20 protein-coding genes are annotated in these 23220 nt (G+C 49.3%); 10 read left to right on the top strand and 10 right to left on the bottom strand.

All coding sequences use genetic code 11. From position 1 onward, the window contains the following. Positions 1 to 112 precede the first annotated feature (112 nt). The 4 genes from hemL to BWI97_RS06570 all read left to right on the top strand — a co-directional run bounded on the left by hemL (position 113) and on the right by BWI97_RS06570 (position 3035). Positions 113 to 1405, top strand: coding sequence for a glutamate-1-semialdehyde 2,1-aminomutase (gene hemL / locus BWI97_RS06560; protein WP_102200443.1), 1293 nt, complete (start codon positions 113 to 115; stop codon positions 1403 to 1405). Between the two features lie 278 nt (positions 1406 to 1683). After that, positions 1684 to 2394 (top strand): glycosyltransferase family 2 protein, encoded by a 711-nt coding sequence (locus BWI97_RS06565; protein ID WP_369826548.1) that lies wholly within the window; start codon positions 1684 to 1686, stop codon positions 2392 to 2394. Between the two features lie 77 nt (positions 2395 to 2471). After that, positions 2472 to 2693: a hypothetical protein gene (locus BWI97_RS29190; RefSeq protein ID WP_369826549.1), complete on the top strand. Its 222-nt coding sequence runs from the start codon at positions 2472 to 2474 to the stop codon at positions 2691 to 2693. Positions 2694 to 2747: 54 nt separating this feature from the next. Further along, positions 2748 to 3035 (top strand): GNAT family N-acetyltransferase, encoded by a 288-nt coding sequence (locus BWI97_RS06570; RefSeq protein ID WP_094815428.1) that lies wholly within the window; start codon positions 2748 to 2750, stop codon positions 3033 to 3035. Here BWI97_RS06570 and BWI97_RS06575 read toward each other — a convergent pair. The 7 genes from BWI97_RS06575 to hisG all read right to left on the bottom strand — a co-directional run bounded on the left by BWI97_RS06575 (position 3032) and on the right by hisG (position 13516). Then, a complete protein-coding gene (locus tag BWI97_RS06575; protein ID WP_102200444.1) occupies positions 3032 to 3706 on the bottom strand; it encodes a C40 family peptidase in 675 nt (224 codons plus the stop codon). The genes BWI97_RS06570 and BWI97_RS06575 overlap by 4 nt on opposite strands. A 185-nt stretch (positions 3707 to 3891) precedes the next feature. Then, on the bottom strand, positions 3892 to 5997 hold the full coding sequence (locus tag BWI97_RS06580; RefSeq protein WP_102200445.1) for a Tex family protein: 2106 nt from the start codon (positions 5995 to 5997) through the stop codon (positions 3892 to 3894). Between the two features lie 207 nt (positions 5998 to 6204). Next, the gene (locus tag BWI97_RS06585; RefSeq protein ID WP_102200446.1) at positions 6205 to 9531 is read right to left on the bottom strand and encodes an exodeoxyribonuclease V subunit beta; all 3327 of its coding nucleotides are present in this window, start codon (positions 9529 to 9531) and stop codon (positions 6205 to 6207) included. A gap of 98 nt (positions 9532 to 9629) precedes the next feature. Next, positions 9630 to 10166, bottom strand: coding sequence for a hypothetical protein (locus tag BWI97_RS06590; RefSeq protein ID WP_102200447.1), 537 nt, complete (start codon positions 10164 to 10166; stop codon positions 9630 to 9632). A gap of 92 nt (positions 10167 to 10258) precedes the next feature. Further along, positions 10259 to 11323, bottom strand: coding sequence for a histidinol-phosphate transaminase (gene hisC, locus BWI97_RS06595; protein ID WP_102200448.1), 1065 nt, complete (start codon positions 11321 to 11323; stop codon positions 10259 to 10261). A gap of 24 nt (positions 11324 to 11347) precedes the next feature. Next, positions 11348 to 12625, bottom strand: a complete 1278-nt coding sequence (gene hisD, locus BWI97_RS06600) for a histidinol dehydrogenase (protein WP_094815416.1) — start codon at positions 12623 to 12625, stop codon at positions 11348 to 11350. Positions 12626 to 12652: 27 nt separating this feature from the next. Beyond that, the gene (hisG, locus tag BWI97_RS06605; protein ID WP_094815414.1) at positions 12653 to 13516 is read right to left on the bottom strand and encodes an ATP phosphoribosyltransferase; all 864 of its coding nucleotides are present in this window, start codon (positions 13514 to 13516) and stop codon (positions 12653 to 12655) included. 264 nt (positions 13517 to 13780) lie between these two features. Between hisG and BWI97_RS06610 the strand changes: the two genes are divergently transcribed. From BWI97_RS06610 to BWI97_RS06630, 5 genes are all read left to right on the top strand, one after another. Then, on the top strand, positions 13781 to 14233 hold the full coding sequence (locus BWI97_RS06610; protein WP_102200449.1) for a GNAT family N-acetyltransferase: 453 nt from the start codon (positions 13781 to 13783) through the stop codon (positions 14231 to 14233). Positions 14234 to 14422: 189 nt separating this feature from the next. Next, positions 14423 to 15232: a glycosyltransferase family 2 protein gene (locus tag BWI97_RS06615; RefSeq protein ID WP_102200450.1), complete on the top strand. Its 810-nt coding sequence runs from the start codon at positions 14423 to 14425 to the stop codon at positions 15230 to 15232. After that, positions 15219 to 16061 (top strand): glycosyltransferase family 2 protein, encoded by an 843-nt coding sequence (locus BWI97_RS06620; protein WP_102200758.1) that lies wholly within the window; start codon positions 15219 to 15221, stop codon positions 16059 to 16061. Before BWI97_RS06615 ends, BWI97_RS06620 begins: the two co-directional genes overlap by 14 nt. After that, positions 16061 to 16768: a glycosyltransferase gene (locus BWI97_RS06625; RefSeq protein ID WP_102200451.1), complete on the top strand. Its 708-nt coding sequence runs from the start codon at positions 16061 to 16063 to the stop codon at positions 16766 to 16768. Before BWI97_RS06620 ends, BWI97_RS06625 begins: the two co-directional genes overlap by 1 nt. A 137-nt stretch (positions 16769 to 16905) precedes the next feature. Then, positions 16906 to 17895 (top strand): glycosyl transferase, encoded by a 990-nt coding sequence (locus tag BWI97_RS06630; RefSeq protein ID WP_102200452.1) that lies wholly within the window; start codon positions 16906 to 16908, stop codon positions 17893 to 17895. A gap of 95 nt (positions 17896 to 17990) precedes the next feature. Here BWI97_RS06630 and BWI97_RS06635 read toward each other — a convergent pair whose 3' ends face one another. The 3 genes from BWI97_RS06635 to BWI97_RS06645 form a co-directional block, all read right to left on the bottom strand. Next, positions 17991 to 21440 carry a sialate O-acetylesterase gene (locus BWI97_RS06635; protein ID WP_158242702.1) on the bottom strand — a complete coding sequence of 1150 codons (3450 nt, stop codon included), beginning with the start codon at positions 21438 to 21440 and terminating at the stop codon, positions 17991 to 17993. A 132-nt stretch (positions 21441 to 21572) separates the two neighbouring features. Further along, the gene (locus BWI97_RS06640; protein ID WP_199181995.1) at positions 21573 to 21974 is read right to left on the bottom strand and encodes a DUF2809 domain-containing protein; all 402 of its coding nucleotides are present in this window, start codon (positions 21972 to 21974) and stop codon (positions 21573 to 21575) included. After that, entirely contained in the window at positions 21971 to 22207 is a 237-nt protein-coding gene (locus BWI97_RS06645; protein ID WP_102200454.1) for a DUF3820 family protein, read from the bottom strand. Before BWI97_RS06645 ends, BWI97_RS06640 begins: the two co-directional genes overlap by 4 nt. Positions 22208 to 22568: 361 nt before the next feature. Between BWI97_RS06645 and BWI97_RS06650 the strand changes: the two genes are divergently transcribed. Beyond that, positions 22569 to 23174: a pseudouridine synthase gene (locus BWI97_RS06650; protein WP_094815398.1), complete on the top strand. Its 606-nt coding sequence runs from the start codon at positions 22569 to 22571 to the stop codon at positions 23172 to 23174. The last annotated feature ends 46 nt before the right edge of the window (positions 23175 to 23220 follow it).

Here is a 23220-nt window from a genome sequence, read left to right on the forward strand (position 1 = left end):
ACAATCGTTGATAGACTGCTCTTTTCAGCCAACTGGTACTTCGGCAATTTAGACTTTGATGGTATCTCAACTCCAAACTCCAAACCCAAAACTCCAAACCTAACTTGCTTCCATGACAACATCTGAACAACTTTTTCAACGAGCCAAAGAGGTCATTCCTGGTGGCGTCAATTCGCCGGTACGGGCGTTTCGGGCCGTGGGTGGCAATCCCCTATTTATCAAAGCAGCCCAAGGGCCTTATTTGATTGATGAAGATAACAACCAGTACATCGAACTGATCAACTCCTGGGGGCCGATGATTCTGGGCCACGCCAATGAAATGATCCAGAAAGCCGTTTCGGATGCGGTTCAGCATTCGTTTTCCTTCGGGGCTCCTACCCGTCGGGAAGTAGAAATTGCGGAACTCATCATTTCAATGGTACCCTCCATCGAGAAAGTTCGGATGGTGAATTCCGGTACCGAGGCTACGATGTCGGCCATTCGCGTGGCTCGTGGCTTCACGGGTCGTGAAAAAATGATCAAGTTCGAAGGTTGTTACCACGGTCACGGCGACAGCTTCCTGATTGCCGCCGGTAGCGGGGCCGTAACGATGGGCGTTCCTGACAGTCCGGGGGTAACCAAAGGCGTCGCTAACGATACGCTGACGGCTCCCTTCAATGATCTGTATTCGGTAGAAACGCTGGTAGAAGCCAACAAAGGCCAGATTGCCGCTATTATCCTGGAACCCGTGGTAGGAAACATGGGTCTGGTATTGCCCGAACCCGGTTTTCTCGAAGGCTTACGGGAACTGTGTGATAACGAAGGAATTCTGTTAATTTTTGATGAAGTAATGACGGGCTTCCGTCTTTCCGCTTCCGGTTTTCAGGGCATCACGTCCGTCCAGCCCGATTTAACGACGCTGGGTAAAATCATTGGTGGCGGTATGCCCGTAGGTGCTTACGGGGGCCGCAAGGAAATCATGGATTTTGTCTCTCCGGCGGGTCCGGTCTATCAGGCAGGTACGCTTTCGGGAAACCCTATCGCCATGGCCGCTGGAAAAGCCATGCTGACTTATCTCAACGAAAATCCGGAAGTCTATACGGAACTGGATCGCATCGGAGCCAAGCTGGAAAATGGTCTGCGGGCGGGTAACCAGAAAGCCGGTAAGAACTTCACCATCAACCGGATTGGTTCGATGTATACGCTCTTCTTCAACGAGCAGCCCGTTACGGATTTTGCCTCGGCCAAGGCTTCTGATCTCAGTATGTTCGGAGCCTATTTCCAGGCGATGCTGAAACGCGGCGTGTACCTGGCTCCTTCGCAGTTCGAAAGTCTTTTCATCTCAACGGCCCTGACGGACGACCTCGTCGATCAGATCATCGCCGCTCACGAAGTAAGCTTACTGGAGGTACTGGGTGGAGCGTAGGTAGTTTGAAAGAGGTTTGAAAAATTTAGATTGAGTTTGAGGTTTGATTCGTGTTTAAGAAAGGTTTGAAGGTTTGACTACAGCGAATGTCGCCTTCCCAGAAAAGGTGTTTCAGAAGATAAGTTTGTGGAAGTGATTTAAAAGCTCGCGAATCTTCAAACCTTAATCAAACATTCAGACAGCCTTCAAACCCTCAAACATTAATCAAACTTTGAACCATTTATGAAACCTCAAACACCATTCAAACCTTAAACTATATTCAAACCCTTTCCCCATTCATGCTTCGCTTTTCCATCATTATTCCCGTGTATAACCGTCCAGACGAATTAGCGGAATTGCTGGCCTGTCTGGCCCGACAAACGGTTCGGAATTTTGAAGTCGTCGTCGTGGAAGATGGATCAAGCGTACGTGCGGAACACGTCGTTCGGTCGTTTGAAATCACTCTGGACATTCGTTATTACGAAAAGCCCAACAGCGGACAGGGTTTTGCCCGCAATTACGGCATGGAACGGGCGGCTGGCGACTGGTTTATCATTCTGGATTCGGATGCTCTCGTTGAGCCGCAGTACCTGGAAATCGTCAACCGGGAAATTGATCGCCAGCAACTCGATCTATACGGTGGCCCTGACCGTGACCACTCCAGCTTTACCCCTGTACAAAAAGCCATCAGTTATTCGATGACTTCCCTGTTTACTACGGGAGGCATTCGGGGTAAAGCGAAAAATGCGGGTGGTACCTTTCACCCCCGGAGTTTCAATATGGGACTGAGTCGGCGGGTCTGGGAACAAACGGGTGGTTTCCGGATTACTCGAATGGGTGAAGATATTATTTTCAGTATTCAGGCCCTCAAGCTGGGCTTTCGCAGTGCTTTGATTCCCGAAGCTTTTATCTACACAAACGCCGGACCGACTTTGGGGCTTTTTTTCGACAGCTTCGTTTTTTCGGACGAGCCCGCATCAACATTACCCGCTTTTTCCCGGATACGCTGAAACTGGTACATTTTTTCCCGGCCGCGTTTACCGTATGGCTGTTTAGCTTTCCGCTTCAACTGCTCATTTTTAAACCCTTGTTTCAGCTTTCGGTACTAGCTCTGCTGGCCTACTGTCTGATGATCTTCTTTGATTCCTGGAAACAGAATCAGAGCATTACCGTCGCCAGTCTCAGTGTGCAGGCTGTTTTTGTGCAAATGGTAGGCTATGGCCTGGGCTTTTTAAGTGAAGGCTGGAAGTACCTGCGGGAACCCCAAGGCACGGTACAGACCGGCGAACGCGTGGAATATCCCTCTTAATACTAAAGCCCGACGGTTCTTCCGCCGGGCTCTATTTTACAACGAACCGATCCTATGAAATTTGACTCTCTATCCCTCAATGTAAACGAGGACGATCAGCAATTTGAATTACAAATCGACCAGCATACGGCCTTGATTACCTATCGCGTACTGGATGCTCATACGCTGGCTCTTGATCATACGGAAGTTCCGGAAGAACTCGAAGGTCAGGGCGTAGCTTCGGCACTGGTCGAAAAAACGTTTCAGTACCTGGACGATAACCAGCTCAAGCTCGTACCCAACTGCTCATTCGTACGGACGTATCTGGAACGGCATCCCGACTGGAAACGCCTGGTGGCCTAATCCAGCAGTCGCGTAGCTTTGATGAATCCGCGTTGCCAGTAGTCGTTGTACAGGTTGTCTTCAATGACGCCCCGACTACTGGACGCGTGGATAAACATGACACCCTCGGACCCATTGATGTGCGTGACGATACCCGTATGATTGATTCGGTTCGCACCGAAACCTTTGTATTCCGTGTTGAAGAAGACCAGGTCGCCGGGCCGTAAGTCACTTACTGAGATCGATTGTCCCACATTGGCCTGTTCGGCGGCCGTACGCGGCAGTTTCAGTCCGATCTGCTTAAAGCTTACCTGTACCAATCCTGAACAATCGAGCCCAACACTGGTCCCCCCGCCCGTCCGGTAGTTGGTCCCGCCGTAACTCTTGGCGGTATTGATTAAATCATTCACCAGCTGTTTGTCGTACCGAACCGCCTTGGGGTTGTACTCCGCTTTTTTAGTTAAAGCATATTTGGCCGGTGTAGCTGGGGAAGCCGCTGAAGCCCCCGCATACGATCGCGAGGCGGATGTTCCGCCATAAGAAGAACGCGAGGCCGTAGAGGCACGATTGACAGGTGCCCGGTACGTAGTTTGGCGACTGACGGGTTTACTACGAGTCGTCGTACGAAATAATTCACAGGAACTAAGTAAAATACTTAGCGTACAAAGGAGCGGAAAAGTCCAAAAACGCATAAGCCAGTGTTTAAGTGAGTTGTGAAGGAAGACTAGTACTTACAATTGATTTTCAGCTATTTAAGACCTCGTGTCTTCCAAAAAACTTCGGTTTAAAATACCCTATATCGGCTTGAATGTAAGGATTCAGTCCTAAAAACGACAAAACGGGAAGCATATTTTTTTACATGCTTCCCGTTTTTTTATCAGAACTTCATGGTCAAAGCGATGCGTTTACGGGTCAGATCTACTTCCACTACTTTCACCTGAACCTGCTGTTGCAACTTAACGACCTCGTTGGGATCCCGGACGAAGCGATTCGACAATTGCGATACGTGCACCAGCCCGTCCTGTTTCACCCCAATGTCCACGAAGGCTCCGAAAGCCGTAATGTTGGTAACGATACCGGGCAGAATCATCCCCTCCCGCAGATCTTCTGGCTTCCGTACGGAAGCATCGAATTCGAAGGCCGTAAGGGGTTGACGCGGGTCCCGACCGGGTTTTTCCAGTTCGCTCACAATGTCCTGCAAGGTGGGCAATCCTGCTTTTTCAGTAACGTATTTTTGTAACTGAATTTTCTTCCGCTCTTCCGTCTGGGTTATCAGGTCTTTTACTGACACACCCAGGTCTTTCGCCATCCGTTCGACGATGTCGTAGCTTTCCGGGTGTACTGCTGAATTATCCAGGGGATTGGCAGCTTCCGCAATTCGCAGAAAGCCCGCACATTGTTCAAAAGCCTTTCCACCTAATCGCGGTACTTTCAGGAGTTCTTTCCGGGATTTGAAAGCTCCGTGTTCGCGGCGGTACGTCACGATGTTCTGAGCCAGCGTAGGGCCCAATCCGGAGACGTAACTCAGCAAGTGTTTACTCGCCGTATTCAGGTTGACTCCTACCGCATTAACGCAACTCTCCACCACCGTATCCAGACTTTTCTTTAACGCTCCCTGATCTACGTCGTGCTGATACTGTCCTACGCCAATGGACTTGGGATCGATTTTAACCAGTTCAGCCAAGGGGTCCATCAAGCGGCGACCGATCGATACGGCTCCGCGGACCGTAATGTCTTTATCCGGAAATTCATCCCGGGCCACCTCCGAAGCGGAGTAGATGGAGGCTCCCTGTTCGGAAACCATGAAAATGGGAATCGTCAGGGATAGTCCTTTCAGAAAATCTTCCGTTTCCCGTCCTGCAGTACCATTGCCTACCGCTACGGCTTCGATCTGGTACGAAGCAATGAACTGACGTACTTTCGCTTCCGCCTCCTGCTTTTTGTCAAAGGGATAAAGTACCGTATCACTCAACAGATTGCCCTGAGCATCGAGTACAATGGTTTTGCAACCCGTCCGGTAGCCGGGGTCAATACCCAGCACCCGTTTTTGACCCAGTGGCGACGAGAGAAGCAATTGCCGAAGGTTTCCCACAAAAATGGTGATTGCCTCAGCGTCGGCTTTTTCTTTCGAAAGTCGGGCAAATTCATTTTCGATACTGGGCTTGATGAGTCGCTTGTAACTATCCGTAATGGCGTCTTCTACGAATGGTTTAGCGGGTGAAGAACCCCGAACGAACAATCGGTCCAGCTGTTCCAGCGAGCGTTCTTCCTCGGGAGAAATGCTTACGGATAAAAAGCCTTCTTCTTCCCCCCGCCGAATGGCCAGCAGGCGATGCGAGGGAATTTTCCGCAGCTCTTCCGAGAAGTCGAAATAATCGCGGTATTTAGCTCCTTCCTCTGCTTTATTTTTTTTGAGTTTAGCGTAGACAATTGCCTGTCTTTCAAAGACTTTACGAATGGCATTTCGGGCGTCCGCGTTCTCGGAAATCCACTCGGCCATAATGTCGCTGGCTCCCTGATAGGCTTCTTCCAGCGTGGGTACCGCCTCGTTAACAAAGGCTTGAGCTTTCCCCGTAATATCGCGTTCGCGTTGCTCAAAAATTAGCCGGGCCAGCGGTTCCAATCCCTTTTCGATGGCGATACTGGCTTTGGTTTTCCGCTTGGGTTTATACGGCAGGTACAGGTCTTCGAGCTGGGTGAGCGTCTGGGCGTCTTCGAGTTGCTTCCGAAGCTCGGCCGTTAATTTACCCTGCTCCTGAATGGATTGCAGGATACTCTCCCTACGCTTTTCTACTTCCTGGAATTTCTCGTACTGATCTTTAATGGCCTGAATCTGTACTTCATCCAGACTACCCGTCATTTCCTTACGGTACCGGGCGATGAAGGGTACGGTAGCTCCTTCATCGAAAAGTTGAATGGTATGCTCGACCGAACGAGCGGAAAGCGATAACTGACTTGAAATAAAAGCTACTGCGGTACGCATGGGTATCAATATTCAGTTTACGGTTTTCAGTTGCTTGTTTTGGGTTTAGCGTTTGGGGTTTTGAGTTTCCTCGGCTCACCCCGATTTATAACCGTTATGGAATGATCGGGCTACAACTGGTTAAGTGTCTCCGACGCGAAACCAGTCCCCTCCTACTTATTGCTGATTACAGACTGAGCAGTTAACCCAAAACGCTAAACTCAACACTCACTTCATGGATACAATCTCTCCGGTCTCCAGATATACAATCCATCCTTCAACCTGCGTATATCCCATCTCACGGTAACGGCGGGCGTAGGATTTCATTTGGTCCCGGTGGCTTTCGCGGATCTGGCCGGTTTTGTAATCCAGAATGGCTATGCTTTGATCGGGGCGAATTACGACCCGATCCGGACGCAGAATATCTCCGTTGGGCATCAGGATTTCCTGTTGCGACAAAAACTCGGCGGGCAATTCAAAATACGGTTTCATTTCTTCCCGACTCAATACCCGCTCAATGGCTTCCCGGAGAAGAACCATCTGCGATTCGTCAATGAGTCCCCGTTTCTGCATCCGGTCAATCACGTTGGGTACGTCTTCAGGCGTACGGATTTCCCGCATGACGGCATGAGCTTTATTGGCCCAGTCTTTCTGACTGGTAAACGTATCCCACTCCGTCAGCCGATCTTTCTGCCGCCGTAAACGCATACTTTCCCGCCGAACCGTGAGTACGTTTTCAATACTAATCGTCGTGTCATCTTTGACTGCGACAGGGCGGGGCTTGGGAGCATTCCCCTGTCGTACGATGTGCTGTCCTTCGTCCGAATCGACGTAACTCGCAAAAAACTGCCCGACGGTGTCTTTCAAAGGCTCGCCTTTCTTCGTCCGTTTTACTTCCATCGAGACGTACAATCGTTCGACGGCACGGGTCAGGGCCACGTATAACAGGTTTAGATTATCGAGAAAGGTTTGCTCCGTTTCGTGTTCGTATTCGGCCTTCAGGTGTGTTTGAGCGAGTTTCTGCGTCACCGAAAAAGGAGCGGTACGCAAACGACGGAGCTGACGGTCGCCACTTTCAGGCAATTGTAGTTCCTCTAACTCAATCTCCTCCAGATCTCCCCAGATTTCGTCCCACTGATTCGACGTAAAGCTCCAGTTGGCGTATGGTAACAAGACGACCCCGTACTCCATTCCTTTCGACTTGTGAATCGTCTGAATCGTAACGGCATCACTACCTTCGGGGGTATTGACGCACAATTTGTTCTTTTGCTGTTCCCAATCCTGAACGAAATCGCTCAGATGGCCGCTTTTTCGAACGGAAAAATCCTGGGCGTAGTCCAGAAACCGAAACAGGTACGGAGCCTGAGCGGGTACACCGAATAGCCGGAAACGGGCAATCAATTCTTCGCAGAGTTCGAACAGTCCGAATTTTCGTAATACCGAAGGCTCCAGGGTTTGCCCTTCTTCTTTCAGCCACGTCCAGAAAGCTTTCCAATCCGTCGATTCCACCATCGCCCGGATCCGGGTGTTGATTTCCTCATTCGGAATTTTCCCCTGAATGTCCTTCAGATACAGGTAGGCTGCTTCGTATTTGACCAGCGGCTGATCGGGTGCATCCAGAACCCGTAAAAACGCCATGACTAAATTCACCGCTACCGAGGCACTCACCAGCAGTGAATCGGCGGAAATAACCGGAATCCGTTGGGCGGTCAGCGTATCCGCCAGCAGCCGGGCGTGCCGGTTTTTTCGACACAAAATGGCAATATCTTTATACGTATATCCTTCAGCCCGGCAGGCGTTGATTTGGTTGATGACAAAAGCGGGCGTTGGTTCGGTATCCGCCTCCGTTTCCAGAAAATCGATCTGTACGTGTCCGCCGCACTTGGGATTTACTTCGGGCGTTTTCTGGAAATAGGTCTGGTAAATTCGCGGCGTGACCTGCCACTCTTCCCGAATCTGATGATCCAGCACATGCTTTAACAGGTCATTGTTGAAATCCACAATTTCCTTACAGCTCCGCCGATTGTAGTTGAGTACCTCCGGTTGCAAATGTCGGGAAATGGTCAGCAAACGATCGCCTACGTTCCAGTTAATGGTATTTCCAGATGGTAACATGGGCGACAAATCACTGCCTTGTTTCTGGTGAAGATGCACCAACTGCTCCATTTCTCCCCCCCGAAACCGGTAGATACTTTGCTTCGCGTCACCCACCACGAGGTTGTAATGACTGGACGATAAGCTATTGTCAATCAGCGGCATAAAGTTCAGCCACTGAAGTTGTGATGTATCCTGAAACTCGTCAATGAGGATGTGATGGAACTTCTCCCCGAGTCGTTCGTACAAAAAGGGTACGGGCTCTTCCAGTACAATGTTGAGAATGGACTGGTTGAAGCGGGAGATGTGAATTTGTCCGGAGTGATCCTCAATAGCTTTTACTTCATCGGACAGTTGCTTGAGCAAAGCCAGTTTATGCAGGTGTTTCTCTAACTCCTGGCACAGCGTATATTTTTCAATCTGACTCTCGTACAGATTGACCACCTCACGGCCAACCACTTCCAGCTCTGCTTCAATACTTTCGAACTGCGAAAGAATCAGCAGGGGTGTTTTGGCTTTCATCCAGTTTTGTTCTCGCTGAATAACGGCCTGTAAACGCGAGGAAACTCCTTCGGCGAACTTCTTTTGTCCGTCGCGTACTTTTTGCAGAAAACCGGCGGCCCCCGTGGCTCCGTAATTGAAATCACTAACGGTCAGCGTTGCCTTCTCTTCAATGAGTTCCATCGCCAGGCGGCCCAGGCGGCGGTATTCGTCCTCCTGACACTGGCAGTACTGACGGATCTGTCGGCGTATTTCCCAAAAGTCTTCCGCACTGAGTTCGGATAGCTTTTTCAGGGCATCCCGGTGTTTATCATCCAGAATTTTCTTGCCTACGGTTTGTAACTCCGTTCGCAGGGAAGTCCAGCTTTTGCCTTCATCGGCCATTTCGGCCACGAGTTCTTCCAGTACCAGCGTCAGTTGGCTAAACTCCGTCTGCCCTACCTTACTCAGCAATTGTTCTACCCCGGCGGCTACAATCACATCCGACTCCAGACTTACTTCAAAGTTGTAGGGAATGCCCAGCTCTTCCGTAAACGCCGCTACCACGCGTTGCGTAAAGCTATCGATGGTGGAGACGGATAATCGGCTATACTGATGGAGGAGTACCTGGAAGGTTTGAGCCGAACGTTTTTCGAGTTCTGCTTCCGTAATCGGTTGCCCCGTCTGGGGGTCCGTAATTTCCTGTAAGAGCAGTTGCCGGTAGGCTTCCACTTTCCGCCGGGCCATCTCATCAAGCGTACGGTATCGGCTGATCCCCTGCAGGGTTTGCAGGATTCGGCTTTTCATTTCATGAGCCGCATCATTCGTAAACGTTACGGCCAGAATGTGCTGGAAGTACGAAGGGCTAAACTGCGACAGGCCTTCTTCGTTTGGATGACTCGATAGAGCCAGTTTCAGAAACTCTTTGGCAAGCGTAAAAGTCTTTCCTGACCCCGCCGAAGCCGCGTAAATCGTAAACATTACCGATGAAAAAAGCAGGCTGGGCCTGCTTTCGTTTAATACTATCTCAAGTTACGGTCGTTTCGTATAAAATCCCGCTGCTTTCTGAATTTTTCACCTTAAAAATTAAAGCGAACCCCAACGCCTCCCTGTACGTGCATAAAGATCGGTACGGGTAGTAATTCTACGTACAAACCAGCATCCGCAAAAAGGGACAGGGGCGAATCCCGCAGGAAGTACTCGACGCCAGCCAGACCACTCGCTCCAATCCCCGTTTTATTTTCGTAGCCATTGATAGACGCCAGACGGTCCGGGAAACTCCGGCGACTGGTAATTTGTCCCCCAAATCCGTAGTAAGCCTGAAAACGTTTGCCTTCATTGCCCGTATGGAAGAGGTAATTGGCGTTCAGGGTCCAGCCCGTATTCTTGAATCGGCCGTGTGGCCCGTACTTCCGCTCCCGTCCCCAAAGCATCCCGTAGGTACCTAAGCCCACGTCGATAGCCCGGTTATTGTTGAGGTACATCCGGGCATTGAGGCCCAGGGGTTCTCCTACTTTAAAGCCAACGGCGTACTTCTTGGCCTGACCAAAACTAACGTGTGAACCGGCGAGCAGAACGCCCACCAGAAGAACCGAAATACGGAAAAAGTTTTTCATTGGTTGGTTAAACGATAACATGGAGGGATAATCGATATAAGGAAGGAGATCTGAATTCAGACCTCCTTCGCCATACACAAGCAAAATTTGTACTAGTCGTGAACAATCGCTCGGGTAAATTCCAGCAGGGAATCAAACAACACGTTATCCTCTTCCTCGGTACCTACCGAAATTCGGAGGCAGTTGTCACAGTGTTTGACTTTAGAACGATCCCGGACGATGATTTTGTGTTCGAGCAGGTAAGAAAATACAGCCGCCGAATCCTGAAACCTCACTAACAGCTGGTTAGAATCCGTCGGAAATACTTTTTCAACGTTGGGTAATGATTCCAGACGCTGGCGTAAGCGTTCGCGGTTGACGAGAATCGTCTGTACCATTGCGTCCTTTTTCGCCACCTCCGTCAGAGCTTCGGCCAGTAGTTGCTGGGTTACGCTACTGATATTGTAGGGGGATTTGATTTTGTTCAGTAAAGCAATAATGGCTTCACTGGCAAAACACATCCCGACGCGTAAACCGGCCAGCCCCCAGGCTTTGGAGAACGTCTGCAAAACGACGAGATTCGGGTAGCGATCCAGTTCCGTCAACAACGTTGTATCCGCCGCAAAATCAATATAGGCTTCATCAACGACCACAATGCAGGACGTCGATTCAATAATTTGCAGAATGTCCGCCCGCCGCAGTACGTTCCCCGAGGGGTTATTGGGCGAACAGAGCCAGATGAGTTTGGTATGTTCATCTACGGCGGCTAGTATAGCCGGCACGTCGATCTGAAAATCCGGCGTCAGAGGTACCTTTTGAACGGCCACGTTCTGAATATTCGCGGATACCTCGTACATGCCGTAGGTTGGCGGCAGAATCAGAATGTGGTCTTCCTTGGGTTCACAGAAGGCCCGGACCAGTAAATCGATCGGTTCGTCGGAACCATTGCCCAGCATGATCTGCGAAGGCCGCACGCCTTTGAGGGGAGCCAGTTTTTCCTTGACGACCCACTGGTACGGATCGGGATAACGATTGTAGGCATTGGCCGTAGCCGAGCCTAAGGGGTTTTCGTTCGCATCCAGAAACACGCCTTCCTTGCCACTGTATTCATCACGAGCGGACGAGTACGGGGTAAGCGAAAGCAAGTGCGGACGTACTAGTTTCTCTAACTGAAACATCGGTATGTGCTATCTTTTTTGGGCTTATTCACCCGTTTCTAACTGTTCCAGACGAATTTCTACGGCCCGTCGGTGAGCATCCAGCGATTCGGCCGCGGCCATTTCCATAATCGTCGAACCAATGTTCTTCAATCCTTCTTTCGAAATGGACTGCACCGTAATTTTCTTGACGAAGCTATCCAGCGAAACGCCTGAATACGCCCGGGCGTACCCGTTGGTAGGCAGGGTGTGGTTCGTACCCGAGGCGTAGTCACCCGCTGATTCGGGTGTATAGTGACCCAGGAAAATGGAACCGGCATTGGTAATTTCATCCACCAGAGCTTCGGCATTTTCGACCGAAAGAATGAGGTGTTCGGCGGCGTAAGCATTCAATAAATCCAGTGCTTCGCTTGAATCGCGTACCAGCACGGCTTTGGAATGCTCCAGAGCCTGCGTAGCGAAGTCCTCACGGGACAATTCGCGAACCTGTTTTTCTACCTCATCCATTGTCTGAGCGAGTACGGATTCGGAAGTAGACACCAGCAGTACCTGACTGTCCTTCCCGTGTTCGGCCTGCGAGAGCAAATCAGACGCCACAAAGGCCGGATTGGCCGTCTCATCGGCGTATACGGCCACTTCGCTGGGTCCGGCGGGCATGTCAATGGCCACGCCTTCTTTCGCCACCAGCATTTTAGCCGCCGTTACGAATTGATTGCCGGGACCGAAAATCTTGTACACCTGTGGTACACTTTCCGTGCCGTACGCCATGGCGGCAACAGCCTGAGCCCCACCGATGTTGTATACTCTGGTTACACCCACCAGCTTGGCAGCGTACAAAATAGCCGGGTGCTGACTAGGCGAACACAGTACTACTTCCTTACAGCCCGCCAGTTGAGCCGGTATACCCAGCATCAAGACGGTGCTAAACAGCGGTGCTGTACCTCCGGGAATGTAAATGCCGACTTTCTCGATCCCAACGGATTTTCGCCAGCAGGTCACCCCCGGCATGGTTTCGATCTTCTCGGGAGCCTGCCGCTGAGCCGCATGGAATTTAACAATGTTCGAATACGCCTGCCGGATGGCATCCTTGAGGGCTGGCGAAAGCTGCCGTTCGGCCACTTCCATGACTTCCATTGGCACATCCAGCCGATCCAGCCGGACGTTGTCGAATTTCAGGGCGTATTCTTTCAAAGCCGCATCGCCGTGGCTTCGTACGTGCTGCAAAATGGGTTGAACCAACTGCTCGATTTGAGCCATTTGCTGTACGGGCCGGGCCAGCAGGGTATCCCAGGTTTCCGGCTCAGGGTAACGAATAAGTTGCATACACAAAGTGCCTGAAACAGACACTGATTAGTAAATCATTTTTTCGATCGGTACGACCAGAATGCCTTCGGCACCCGCCGTACGCAGGGCATCAATTTTGTCCCAGAAATCTTCTTCACTCAGTACCGAATGCACGGCCGACCAGCCTTCCGTTCCCAGCGGAACGATGGTGGGGGCTTTCATACCGGGCAGCAGAGCCGTAATGGCTTCCAGCTTTTCGTTGGGTGCATTCAGTACGATGTACTTGTTATTTTTAGCCGTCTGTACCGCGTGAATACGGAACAGCAGTTTCGACAGAATTGCCCGCTTGGCTTCACTCAGGGAGGGATGGGCAATCATCACGGCTTCGGATTTAAAGATGACTTCTACTTCCGATAAACCATTGGCCAGCAGTGTACTGCCCGACGAAACAATATCGCACACGGCGTGGGCCAGACCAATGCTGGGGGCTATTTCCACGGAACCACTGATCTCGTGAATTTCCGCTTCGATTTCGTTTTCTTTCAGAAAGTTACCCAGAATGGTCGGGTAACTGGTGGCAATGCTACGGCCCTGCAAATCCTGTACGCCCTGATAGGAATCCCCGCGAGGAATAGCAATGGACAGGCGACACTTGGAGAAGCCCAGTTTCTTGGCGATGTCCACGTTGCGGCCCGTTTCGACCTGAACGTTTTCGCCCACGATGCCGATATCTGCTACGCCATCTTCGACGTATCCGGGAATATCATCATCGCGGAGAAATAGAAATTCGGCGGGAAAATTGCTGGACGTGGTTTTAAGCTTGCCGGCTTTGGAATCAAACTTGATTCCACATTCCTTAAAAAGAGTAAGGGAGTCTTCGCTGAGGCGACCGGACTTTTGAACGGCTATACGGAGGAAATCTTGGCTCATGAGTAGATCTGCGACTTCGGGCTTGGGCCTAAAGCAAATACGATTAGGCCCGCAAAATTAGCTATTCGTCCGGAATAAGAATCATGCAGGAGCAAGGACTTTCACAAGCGGCAGTATTCTCTATTCTCCGGGAGGATCTGATGCCTTGCCCGACGCTTTGACAGCGTCCAATTTCAGTATATATGGATACAGGAAATCCGATTTTTTTTCTTTGATTCGCTTTTGGACTGTTTGCTCAATTTTACTTCATTGGTATCCTAACGCATGATTACGCTCCTTCGCACCAATTCTGAACACCCCGATTTCCGGACGCTGGTCACTTTACTCGACCGCGAACTGCACCAGCGTGATGGTGAAGAACACGCCTTCTACGCCCAGTTCAATACAATTGACGCCATTGCTCACGTAATTGTTGCCTACGCTGAAGGTAAGGCCGTAGGCTGCGGGGCGATTAAGTTCTTTGCTGAAGATACCACCGAGGTAAAACGGATGTTTGTGCATGCCGATTACCGCAGTCGGGGAGTGGCTTCGCTGGTATTAAAGGAACTCGAAGCCTGGGCTCAGGAGCTGGGATTCACGGTCTGCGTACTCGAAACGGGCAAGCGACAACCCGAGGCTATCCGGCTATATGAGAAAAACGGATACGTACCAACCCCAAACTATGGTCAATACATCGGTGTAGAAAACAGTGTTTGCTTCCGAAAAGAAATCCAGTGAAAAATGATCGGCTTTTCAGGCTGATATGAGAAGCCGATCATTGTTTACTACACTAGGCAATAAGTATTGTTTTTCTTTCTTTTGATATTAATTTTAAAGGCTAATCGTTTTCCATGAAAATTGTTTTATTTTCATCGGATAAATAGACTAACGTCTACAATTTACCCCCAGAACACCCAACTTAAATCGATGATTTCCTCTGCCAAGTCATCTTTAATTATTTCTACCTATAACTGGCCAGAAGCACTCCGGTTTTGTTTGCAAAGTGTGGCGAATCAGAAGATTATGCCTGCCGAAGTAATCATTGCCGACGATGGTTCCGGTCCAGAAACCCGTGCGGTCATTGAGGCGATGCGGCCCTTACTTTTGGTTCCTCTTTTGCATATCTGGCACGAAGATCGGGGGTTTCGTAAAGCTGAAATTCTCAACAAAGCGGTTCAACATAGTTCAGGCGAATACCTCATCCAGGTAGACGGCGATGTCATTTTACATCCCTTCTTCATTCAGGATCATCTGTTAGCTTCTGAACCAGGGGCCTTTGTTCGAGGAACCCGGGCCCGAATTACCGAAGCCCGAACATCGGAGTTACTTTCGAGTCTGGACGCTGCTTCCAGTTATCCATCGCTGCATGCCTTTTCTCCAGGTGTTTATAACCGGCTCAATGCCCTTCGGTTACCGTGGCTTCAATCGCTTGGGGAGCGAAAGGAAATGAAAAGCCGCGATGTCAGAGGTAGTAATCTTGCCTTCTGGAAGGCCGACTTTGTTCGGGTAAATGGTTACAATAACGATTTGCAGGGCTGGGGACACGAAGATGAAGAATTAGCGGTCCGATTTATCAATAATGCAATCGTGAAAAAAATTGTGAAGCTCCGGGCCGTTCAGTTTCACCTGCACCACCAGGAACAACCCCGCGAACACGAACCTTTTCACGCCCACACAATTCAGAAGGCCATGTCTTCTAAAATTAAAACTTGTTCTAATGGATATGGCCGCGATTAACTCCAATCACCTCATCAAAACAACGCTTATCATTTCAACGTATAACTGGCCCCAGGCTCTACACCTCTGTTTGTTAAGCGTGAGTCGCCAGTCCGTTCTTCCGGATGAAGTAATTATTGCCGATGACGGCTCGACCCGTGAAACACGCGACCTGATCGAAATGATGCAGAAAACCTTTCCCGTACCTCTTCTACACGTCTGGCAGGAGGATGAGGGTTTTCAGCTGGCCCGGATTCGTAACAAAGCTATTGCCCGATCTTCCCATGAGTATATCATTCAGGTAGACGGTGACCTGATTTTACACAAGCACTTTGTGAAAGATCATCTGGAAATCAGTAAACCCGGAACCTTCGTGACGGGCAGTCGGGTGCTGATGAATAAAAAATTATCCGATAAGCTGATTCATGCAAAAAAAACCAGTACGGGTCTTCTGTGCCGGGGTCTGACAAATCATACCAATCGTTTTCAGATTCGTTTCCTGCGTAACTACTTCGCCGATCGTTACAAGGCCAATAATATCATGAAACTGCGAGGTTGTAATATGGCTTTCTGGCGAAAAGATCTTATTCAGGTCAACGGCTATAACGAAGATTTTTATGGCTGGGGAAGGGAGGATAATGAAATTGCGGCCCGCCTGGCCAATGCAGGCATCCGAAAAAGAGCCATCAAGTTTGGCGGAATTGTTTTTCACCTGTATCACCCCGAGAAATGCCGGGAACACTGCGAGGAAAACGAACGACGACTTGCCCAGACCATTACCGATAAAATCACGTATTGTAGCCAAGGTGTCAATCAGTATACGTATGCACTTTCAGAGCTGTATGCCTGATGAATTCCATTCCTTTAATTTCAGTAATTCTTGTGACCCATAATGCCGAAAAATGCTTGCAAGCTTGTCTGGACAGTATTTTTCGGCAAACGTATCCTTGCATTGAACTTATTATCATGGATGGGGCCAGCACCGACGCTACGGTATCCATTCTGGAAGCAAATACTGAAAAAATAACGTTCTGGCGAAGTGAAGAAGACCAGGGTATTTATGACGCCATGAACAAGGCTCTGGAGTATGTCCGGGGTGAGTGGGTGTATTTCATCGGAGCAGATGATGAGCTGACCCACGAATTTTCCAGCATGGCTCACGAATTAGTGGATTCCAGAACCATCTATTACGGAAGTGTCTGGAAGGATGGCAGAAAGTATCTAGGTAAACTTTCCTCCTATCACCACGCCAAGACGGGGATTAATCACCAGGCCATACTTTATCCCGCTTCGATCTTTCAGCAATACCGATATGACCCGATGTATCCGATTTCCGCCGATCATATTCTGAACATGTGGTGCTGGAAGGACACTGACTACCGTTTTGAATTCAGGGACTATGTCATTGCTACCTTTAATCACACGGGTATTTCTTCATTGAAAAAAGATATCCGCTTTGAAAAGAGAAAGGCTCAGTTCATTCTGGAAAACTACGGTGTCGTAATCTGGTTGCGATTCCTGTTTAAAAAGCTTAAGGCTTCCCTTTTCATGCTATAGTGAAAAGTTTGATTACATGTCGTACTAATTGCCTCTGACCGCCCAGGCCCCTCCACGTGCCTCAACGTGGAATACTCAGTTCATCTCTGCTCTCCCTGTACGAACTATTGCCCTTTAACTAGTACCCTAATCCCCTAATGCTTTATTTCTGTACGCTATTTGATTCTGCCTACCTCTCCCGGGGACTGGCTCTGTATACGTCTTTAGAGGAACATTGCCCCAGCTTTCACCTCTACATACTCCCCTTCGATTCGCATGGTCAGCAGGTACTTGAGGCCTTATCCCTTCCACACGCCACCCTGATTAGCCTGACCGACTTCGAGAATGAAGAACTTCTGGCTGTCAAGGGCAGCCGTACTCGCGGCGAGTACTGTTGGACGTGTACGCCCTCGCTGCTTTCTTATTGTCTGCATACTTATAGTCTGGAGGCGTGTACCTACCTGGATGCCGACCTGCTCTTCTTTTCGGATCCGGGTGTGCTGATTCAGGAAATGGGTAAGGCTTCCGTACTCATCACTGAACATCGCTATAGTCCCGAGTATAATCAATCGGTATTGTGCGGCATCTATTGTGTCCAGTTCATGACTTTCAAACGTACGCCGGCAGGACTTCACGTGCTCAACTGGTGGAAAGACGCTTGTCTGGACTGGTGTTACCGTCGCTTTGAAGACGGCAAGTTTGGTGATCAGAAGTACCTCGATGACTGGACCACCCGCTTTGAAGGCGTGCATGTGCTCAAGCATCTGGGGGGTGGAGTGGCTCCCTGGAACAACACGCGGTATGACTACCTTGAGTCGAACGATCAGGTCTGGGTGCGGGATTCTTCCGTAGCCAGTCCCCTCGTGTTTTACCATTTTCACGACTTTCGTTACTGCCAAGAAGAAACCTTCCGTTTAACCAATGAAGAGTACCGGCTCAGGAAAGAAGTCATTGCTCTGGTTTACAAACCTTATGTGAAAGCCTTACAGGCGGCGGCTCAACGCATCAGGCAGGCAGACCCAACCGCCTGCTTTCATGAACCTCCGTTCTCTCTGGACTGGTTGACAACGAATGCGGGCCGTAGAGTTACTTTTTTACTTAAGGGTTCCTATAAAAACTATCATAAACATACCAGACTCTGGCAGTAGCGGGCCTAGTCCTACCCAAATGCAAAAGGGCCCCGTAAACAAACGGGGCCCTTTTGCTGCCTGTCAGATTTAAACAAACAGATGTTATAGATCATTTACAACGAGTTCACCATAATACGTCGGCTGGTGTGGAAGCCATCCGCGTCGATCACCAGAATGAGCAAGCCCGAATTGTCCTGAATTTCGATGGTTTGCGTATCATCCAGTGAACCTATCTTTTTCTCCAGAATCGGGTGACCCGTCGGCGTGAACAAACGTACGGTTACATTTTTCAGACCTTTCAGCGTCTCCAGCGTTACGCGACCATTGGTCGAGGGATTAGGATAGATACTGATGTCCTGGCTTAATGGATCCAGCACAAAATTGAGCGTACTGTTCTTGGCGGAATAACAAGAGAGCGTTCTACCCGAGGACAGGGTATACACCAGCTCCGACCGCACGGAATAAGTACCCGTAGCCGTAGCTTTAATGACGGCCTCGTCGGTGGTCAGTGAATCCGTCCCGCGTTTCCAGTAGAAGTTCTTTCCCGTACCTCCCGCCTGTAATTTATACGTACCTACTTTGGTAATGGTCGGTTCCGTCGGGAGCGGATTTACTTTCACAGTCAACACGTTCGAAACGGGCGATGTACAGCCAATGTTATCTGTCACCTGAGCGGTGTAGTTACCCGACTGTTGAACCGTAACGCGATTACCGGCATCGCTGGTACCTATCCAGGTATGCTTCAGGCTATTGTTGTTAGAGGTCAGCGTAACCGTACCGCCTTCGCAAAACTCCAACGCTCCCGAAGCCGTGATGGTTGGAGCAGCGGGCAGCGGACGCACACTAGTCGTAACCGCATCTGAGGTGGCAGACAAACAGTTGAATGTGTTTTTCGCTTGTACCGAAAAAGAACCTGCTTTTGAAATAATCAACGATTGACCCGTTTCACCCGTATTCCAAACGACGGCAGCCTCTGAAGAAACGGCTTGCAGGGTTACACTCTTATCCTCGCAGAAGGTCGTTGATCCGACTACAGTGATCCTTGGTTTTTCCGGACGGGGATTCACGGTTACGGTAACCGGATCGGATGAAGCCGATCCGCAACCAAACGCATCTTTCACGGTCACACTGTACGTACCGGCCTGCGTAGTTTGAATCGAAGAACCAGAAGCTCCATTACTCCACTGATACGAAGCTGCCGTCACCGAAGACGCCAGCGTAACGGCCGCACCCGAACAGATCGCCGTTGGGCCCTGAGCCACTACCGTAGGTTTCGCCGGTAAGGGGTGTACGGTTACTACTACTTTGTCAGAAGCATCCGAACGGCAGCCGTTGGCATTGACTGTATAAACCGTAAATTCACCGGATTCGCTTACCGTGATAGCCCGGCTATCTGACTGATTCGACCAGACGTAAGAGTTACCCTGACTAGCCGTAAGTGTTACATTTTTTCCATCGCAGAAAGCTACTGCTCCCGAAGCCGCAATGTTGGGTTTATCGGGTTTTGGAGAATACGACACGACAATGGCATTCGAAGCGAGGGATACACACCCATCGTTATCAATGGACTGAGCCGTGTAACTGCCACCCTGCTTAACTGTTAAAGTAGCCGTATTGTCCTGGCTCGTATTCCAGCGGTAGTTGATTCCGTTGCTAGCCGCCAGCGTCACTTCCGTACCCGGACAAATGTCTTTGATTTTATCAGAGGTGGTAATCGTTGGAGCCGTGGGTAGGGTACCCATTGTTAAAACTAATGCCGAAGAATTAAGCGACTCACAACCCGTAGTAGGGTCTTTTTCTTTCGCTGTGTACGAACCAGCCGTTTTCACGCTGATCGATGTCCCCGTTTCACCCGTACTCCACACGTAATTTTTTCCGGCGGGAGCACTGAGCGTAGCCGCAGAACCAGGGCAAATGACTTTGGTAGAAGACGTAAGTGCCGGACCCGGTCCAGGTTCGGTCTGCGTAATTTGTACGGCGGCTGACGTAGGCGATTCACACCCATTGCCATCGTTAATGCGTACCGAATACGCACCAGGTTGATTTACCGTTATTGTTTTTCCAGTCTGTCCGTTGTTCCAGACGAAGATATTACCGCCTCCATTGGCTGTCAGCGTAACACGACTACCGACGCAAAAGGTTGTACTGTTTGCTACTACCGAAGGCGTACCGATGTCATTCGGTACAATAAAGGGCGGAGCAAACGCGGAATTTCCAATACCATCTTTCACGCGAGCGTAATAGGTTTTTCCGGATTGCCCGACAATAGTACCATCGGTTTTATTATTCCCATCACTACTAATCCAATAGTATTGACCCGACCGACCAGCAATGCTCAGATTGAATTGATTTTTTGCCCGACAGGCAAACGTTACCTGCAACATATTCGCCGCTGCCTGCGGTTGTGAACTGGATAGGAAGTTAGAATTTACGATACTTTCGAACCAGGCCTGAGCGTGTTTTTTATGATTTTCCGGGCCCGAAAAATGCCACAAATCAGCGGCATCGCGGGGGTTTTGAATATTATCCGTTTCGGGACCCGCAAAGCAGTTTCCGGCTTGTTGAATGGCCATATTCTGTCCCTGAATTACACTGGCCCGGCTGGAGACCTGGGTTACCCCTGAAGGATACATCGATGCCCGGGCAATCATCCAGGAAACGTTTTTTCCACCCAGGTCAGACCTCGATTTATCAATTACGGTCTTGATCTGATTATAGTAGGTCTGAGCGGCGGTTCCATTCAAGCCATCCCATTCGCCCTGATGCCACAAAACAGAACGTACGCCCGTCAGATTCGTATAATATTGTAAGGAAATCCGTAAGTTGGCATAGGGCATACCCGCCGGCATGGGGGTCTTATCAGCAAAGGGGAAATAGGTTGTTTTGCCCTGAGCACTCTCGGCCCAGTTGTAAGCTCCTGTGGCAGAGTAGGCTGAATTAATAAACAGGACGGGTACGTTAAGACGAGCCGTTAACAAATCACCCAAATGCCCCCAATGCCAGGCCGTTTGCCCGTACGGAGCATACAATTCATTCTGGGTCATTTTTTTAAAGACCGGAAAAGCTGAACCGGGGTCCTGATTACTCTCACCGTTATTGCTGAAATTGGAAATAACATTGATCCGATCATCTTGCGGGGCGGGCGAATCATTTTGTTCGGTTCGTCCCTGAGCGTTCGACTGTCCAGCAATCACAAACACCTCTCCTACCCCAACGCGTTCGAGCGTAGTGCTCTCCAGAACGTTGCCCCCTGACAGGGCCCGAACTTCCACATTATACCAGCCACCACTTACGAAGACTGTTCCCTGGAAGTTACCACTACCTGCGGCTATTGGCGTCCAATTGGTGGTCACGCCGCCGTTCCGGGCGACAAAACGAGCTTCAATCCGTTCGGCATTATTGCTGAAACTACCCGCTACCGTGACATTAGCCGAATTGCCATTGTTGCGTTGAAAAACAATGCGTTCAACGGGGAAAGTAATTTTTAATTGACTAAAAGCCGAGGTTGAAAACGCTAGACAGCAAAGGGAAAGGCCATACTTAAAAATAGATTTTAATGTCATAGCATAGTGCCTATTCATGTACACAATGGTTGTTAATCTGGGAATAAAAACTCGTAAATATAAAAATCAAGAGAAACGCTAAACCTTAATCCTAGGGAGAAACCCGTATTTTGGCAGATTGTTTAAGATTATTTAACAAACGGTCTGTCCGGTTGACGACCCCTTAGAGCGGGTAAATAAATACTGTTTTACGAACACAACTCCGGTAATTCCCAGCGTATAAGCGATCAAATCCGTATACAGAAAGCCTTGGCCTAACAGGAGCTTCCCTGGCAGTGTCGACCGGAGTTGTACGAGCCAGGAAGCTTGCCAAAGCTGACTGAATTCAACGGCATAGCTGATTAGTAAAGCGACCAGGGCCAGTCGAAAGGTTCTGGCTTTTGGAGTCAGCAGGTGCAGCCCCCAGAATACCGCTACGGCCCACAGTGCATCTCCCGTAGCCAGAGGCACAAAGGATAAACGCCTGCCAATCAGACCTAACGTGATGGTTATGAGCAATAAAACCAGGTACGCTGCCCGACTAGATTTAATCATCGCTGAAAAGTCTGAGCTTCGTTTAATAAATACTCAAGTCCATTGAGCTTAATTTCGTAGATGGACTGAAGCAATACACCTAACCTGCCTTCCGGAAAGCCCTTGCGGGCAAACCACTCCAGGTAAGAGACAGGCAACTGTCTGAGGAGCTGCCCCTTGTGCTTTCCATAAGGCATCCGATAGGTTAGCAGTTGTTGAAATAACTGGGCATTTGCTTGAGGTAATTCTTCCATGGAATGAGTCGTACTTTTATTTAATTCAGGGAACAGGAATACTCGCTTTTAAACTTTTGTCTTCGCTTATTCCAGGTATTGGTAAAACGCGATTGAGCGACTTTTGCGGAAATGATAAAAATTATAGTTTAACTAGTTTTTATGAATCTAAAAAGCGTTTGTATCACGGGTTCATCTTCTTTACAACGCTACTATTTATGTGTTTATACGGTTAAAGACACCAATCTTTAAAACTTAGTTGGACCCCGGCTCTCCGTTAAAAAATTTTTCAAAAAAATGACTTATTTTCTCTAACTTCATCACTAAGTACAAACATCTAATTAGTTAATCCAGCAGCCTGATCACCAGCTGGTATGTATCTATGAGCAACCACCGCTATTTCATTGTTAATAAACCTTTTCAAATGCTATCTCAGTTTACAGGAACGGAATCTTTGCCTATGCTGGGTGAATTGGATTACGATTTTCCTGAGGGTACGCATTGCATTGGCCGACTGGACAGTACTTCAGAAGGTCTCTTAGTATTGACGACCAATAAACAGGTGACCCGCTTACTTTTTGACAGCCAAACGCCGCACCAACGCCAGTATCTGGTACAGGTCTACAAGCACGTGAGTCCGGCCACATTGCATCAATTACGAACCGGTGTGCCCATTCCGATTTCCGGAGCTTTACATTATATCACGGAGCCTTGTGAAGTATCCATTGTAGAAAAACCAACCGATCTCTTTGAAAGCGGTTGGTCTTACCCTGACGACCGTCCCCATACGTGGCTACTCATTTCGTTGACAGAGGGAAAATTCCGTCAAATCCGCAAGATGTTAAAAGCGGTTCGTCATCATTGCCAGCGGTTAATCCGGGTAGCTATTGAAGACTTAACTTTAGGTGATTTGCAGCCGGGTCAGGTACGGGAAATTCCCGAAGCCGAGTTTTTCGCCAAACTCAGAATTCCCTACCCTCATTCATAAAAAAAAGGAGCGGCTTTCACCGCTCCTTTTTGTATACTACCTATAC

Origin of the sequence: Siphonobacter sp. BAB-5405 (assembly GCF_002872335.1) — a bacterium.
In the GTDB taxonomy this organism is placed as follows: domain Bacteria; phylum Bacteroidota; class Bacteroidia; order Cytophagales; family Spirosomataceae; genus Siphonobacter.

Coding starts and splice junctions, on each gene's coding strand:
- BWI97_RS06625 (WP_102200451.1), top strand. CDS start 16,061: ATGAATTCCATTCCTTTAATTTCAGTAATTCTTGTGACCCATAATGCC.
- BWI97_RS06610 (WP_102200449.1), top strand. CDS start 13,781: ATGATTACGCTCCTTCGCACCAATTCTGAACACCCCGATTTCCGGACG.
- BWI97_RS06590 (WP_102200447.1), bottom strand. CDS start 10,166: ATGAAAAACTTTTTCCGTATTTCGGTTCTTCTGGTGGGCGTTCTGCTC.
- BWI97_RS06580 (WP_102200445.1), bottom strand. CDS start 5,997: ATGCGTACCGCAGTAGCTTTTATTTCAAGTCAGTTATCGCTTTCCGCT.
- BWI97_RS06565 (WP_369826548.1), top strand. CDS start 1,684: ATGCTTCGCTTTTCCATCATTATTCCCGTGTATAACCGTCCAGACGAA.
- BWI97_RS06615 (WP_102200450.1), top strand. CDS start 14,423: ATGATTTCCTCTGCCAAGTCATCTTTAATTATTTCTACCTATAACTGG.
- BWI97_RS06645 (WP_102200454.1), bottom strand. CDS start 22,207: ATGGAAGAATTACCTCAAGCAAATGCCCAGTTATTTCAACAACTGCTA.
- BWI97_RS06570 (WP_094815428.1), top strand. CDS start 2,748: ATGAAATTTGACTCTCTATCCCTCAATGTAAACGAGGACGATCAGCAA.
- BWI97_RS06630 (WP_102200452.1), top strand. CDS start 16,906: ATGCTTTATTTCTGTACGCTATTTGATTCTGCCTACCTCTCCCGGGGA.
- BWI97_RS06640 (WP_199181995.1), bottom strand. CDS start 21,974: ATGATTAAATCTAGTCGGGCAGCGTACCTGGTTTTATTGCTCATAACC.
- BWI97_RS06650 (WP_094815398.1), top strand. CDS start 22,569: ATGAGCAACCACCGCTATTTCATTGTTAATAAACCTTTTCAAATGCTA.
- BWI97_RS06620 (WP_102200758.1), top strand. CDS start 15,219: ATGGCCGCGATTAACTCCAATCACCTCATCAAAACAACGCTTATCATT.
- BWI97_RS06585 (WP_102200446.1), bottom strand. CDS start 9,531: ATGTTTACGATTTACGCGGCTTCGGCGGGGTCAGGAAAGACTTTTACG.
- hemL (WP_102200443.1), top strand. CDS start 113: ATGACAACATCTGAACAACTTTTTCAACGAGCCAAAGAGGTCATTCCT.
- hisD (WP_094815416.1), bottom strand. CDS start 12,625: ATGCAACTTATTCGTTACCCTGAGCCGGAAACCTGGGATACCCTGCTG.
- hisG (WP_094815414.1), bottom strand. CDS start 13,516: ATGAGCCAAGATTTCCTCCGTATAGCCGTTCAAAAGTCCGGTCGCCTC.
- BWI97_RS06635 (WP_158242702.1), bottom strand. CDS start 21,440: ATGACATTAAAATCTATTTTTAAGTATGGCCTTTCCCTTTGCTGTCTA.
- BWI97_RS06575 (WP_102200444.1), bottom strand. CDS start 3,706: ATGCGTTTTTGGACTTTTCCGCTCCTTTGTACGCTAAGTATTTTACTT.
- hisC (WP_102200448.1), bottom strand. CDS start 11,323: ATGTTTCAGTTAGAGAAACTAGTACGTCCGCACTTGCTTTCGCTTACC.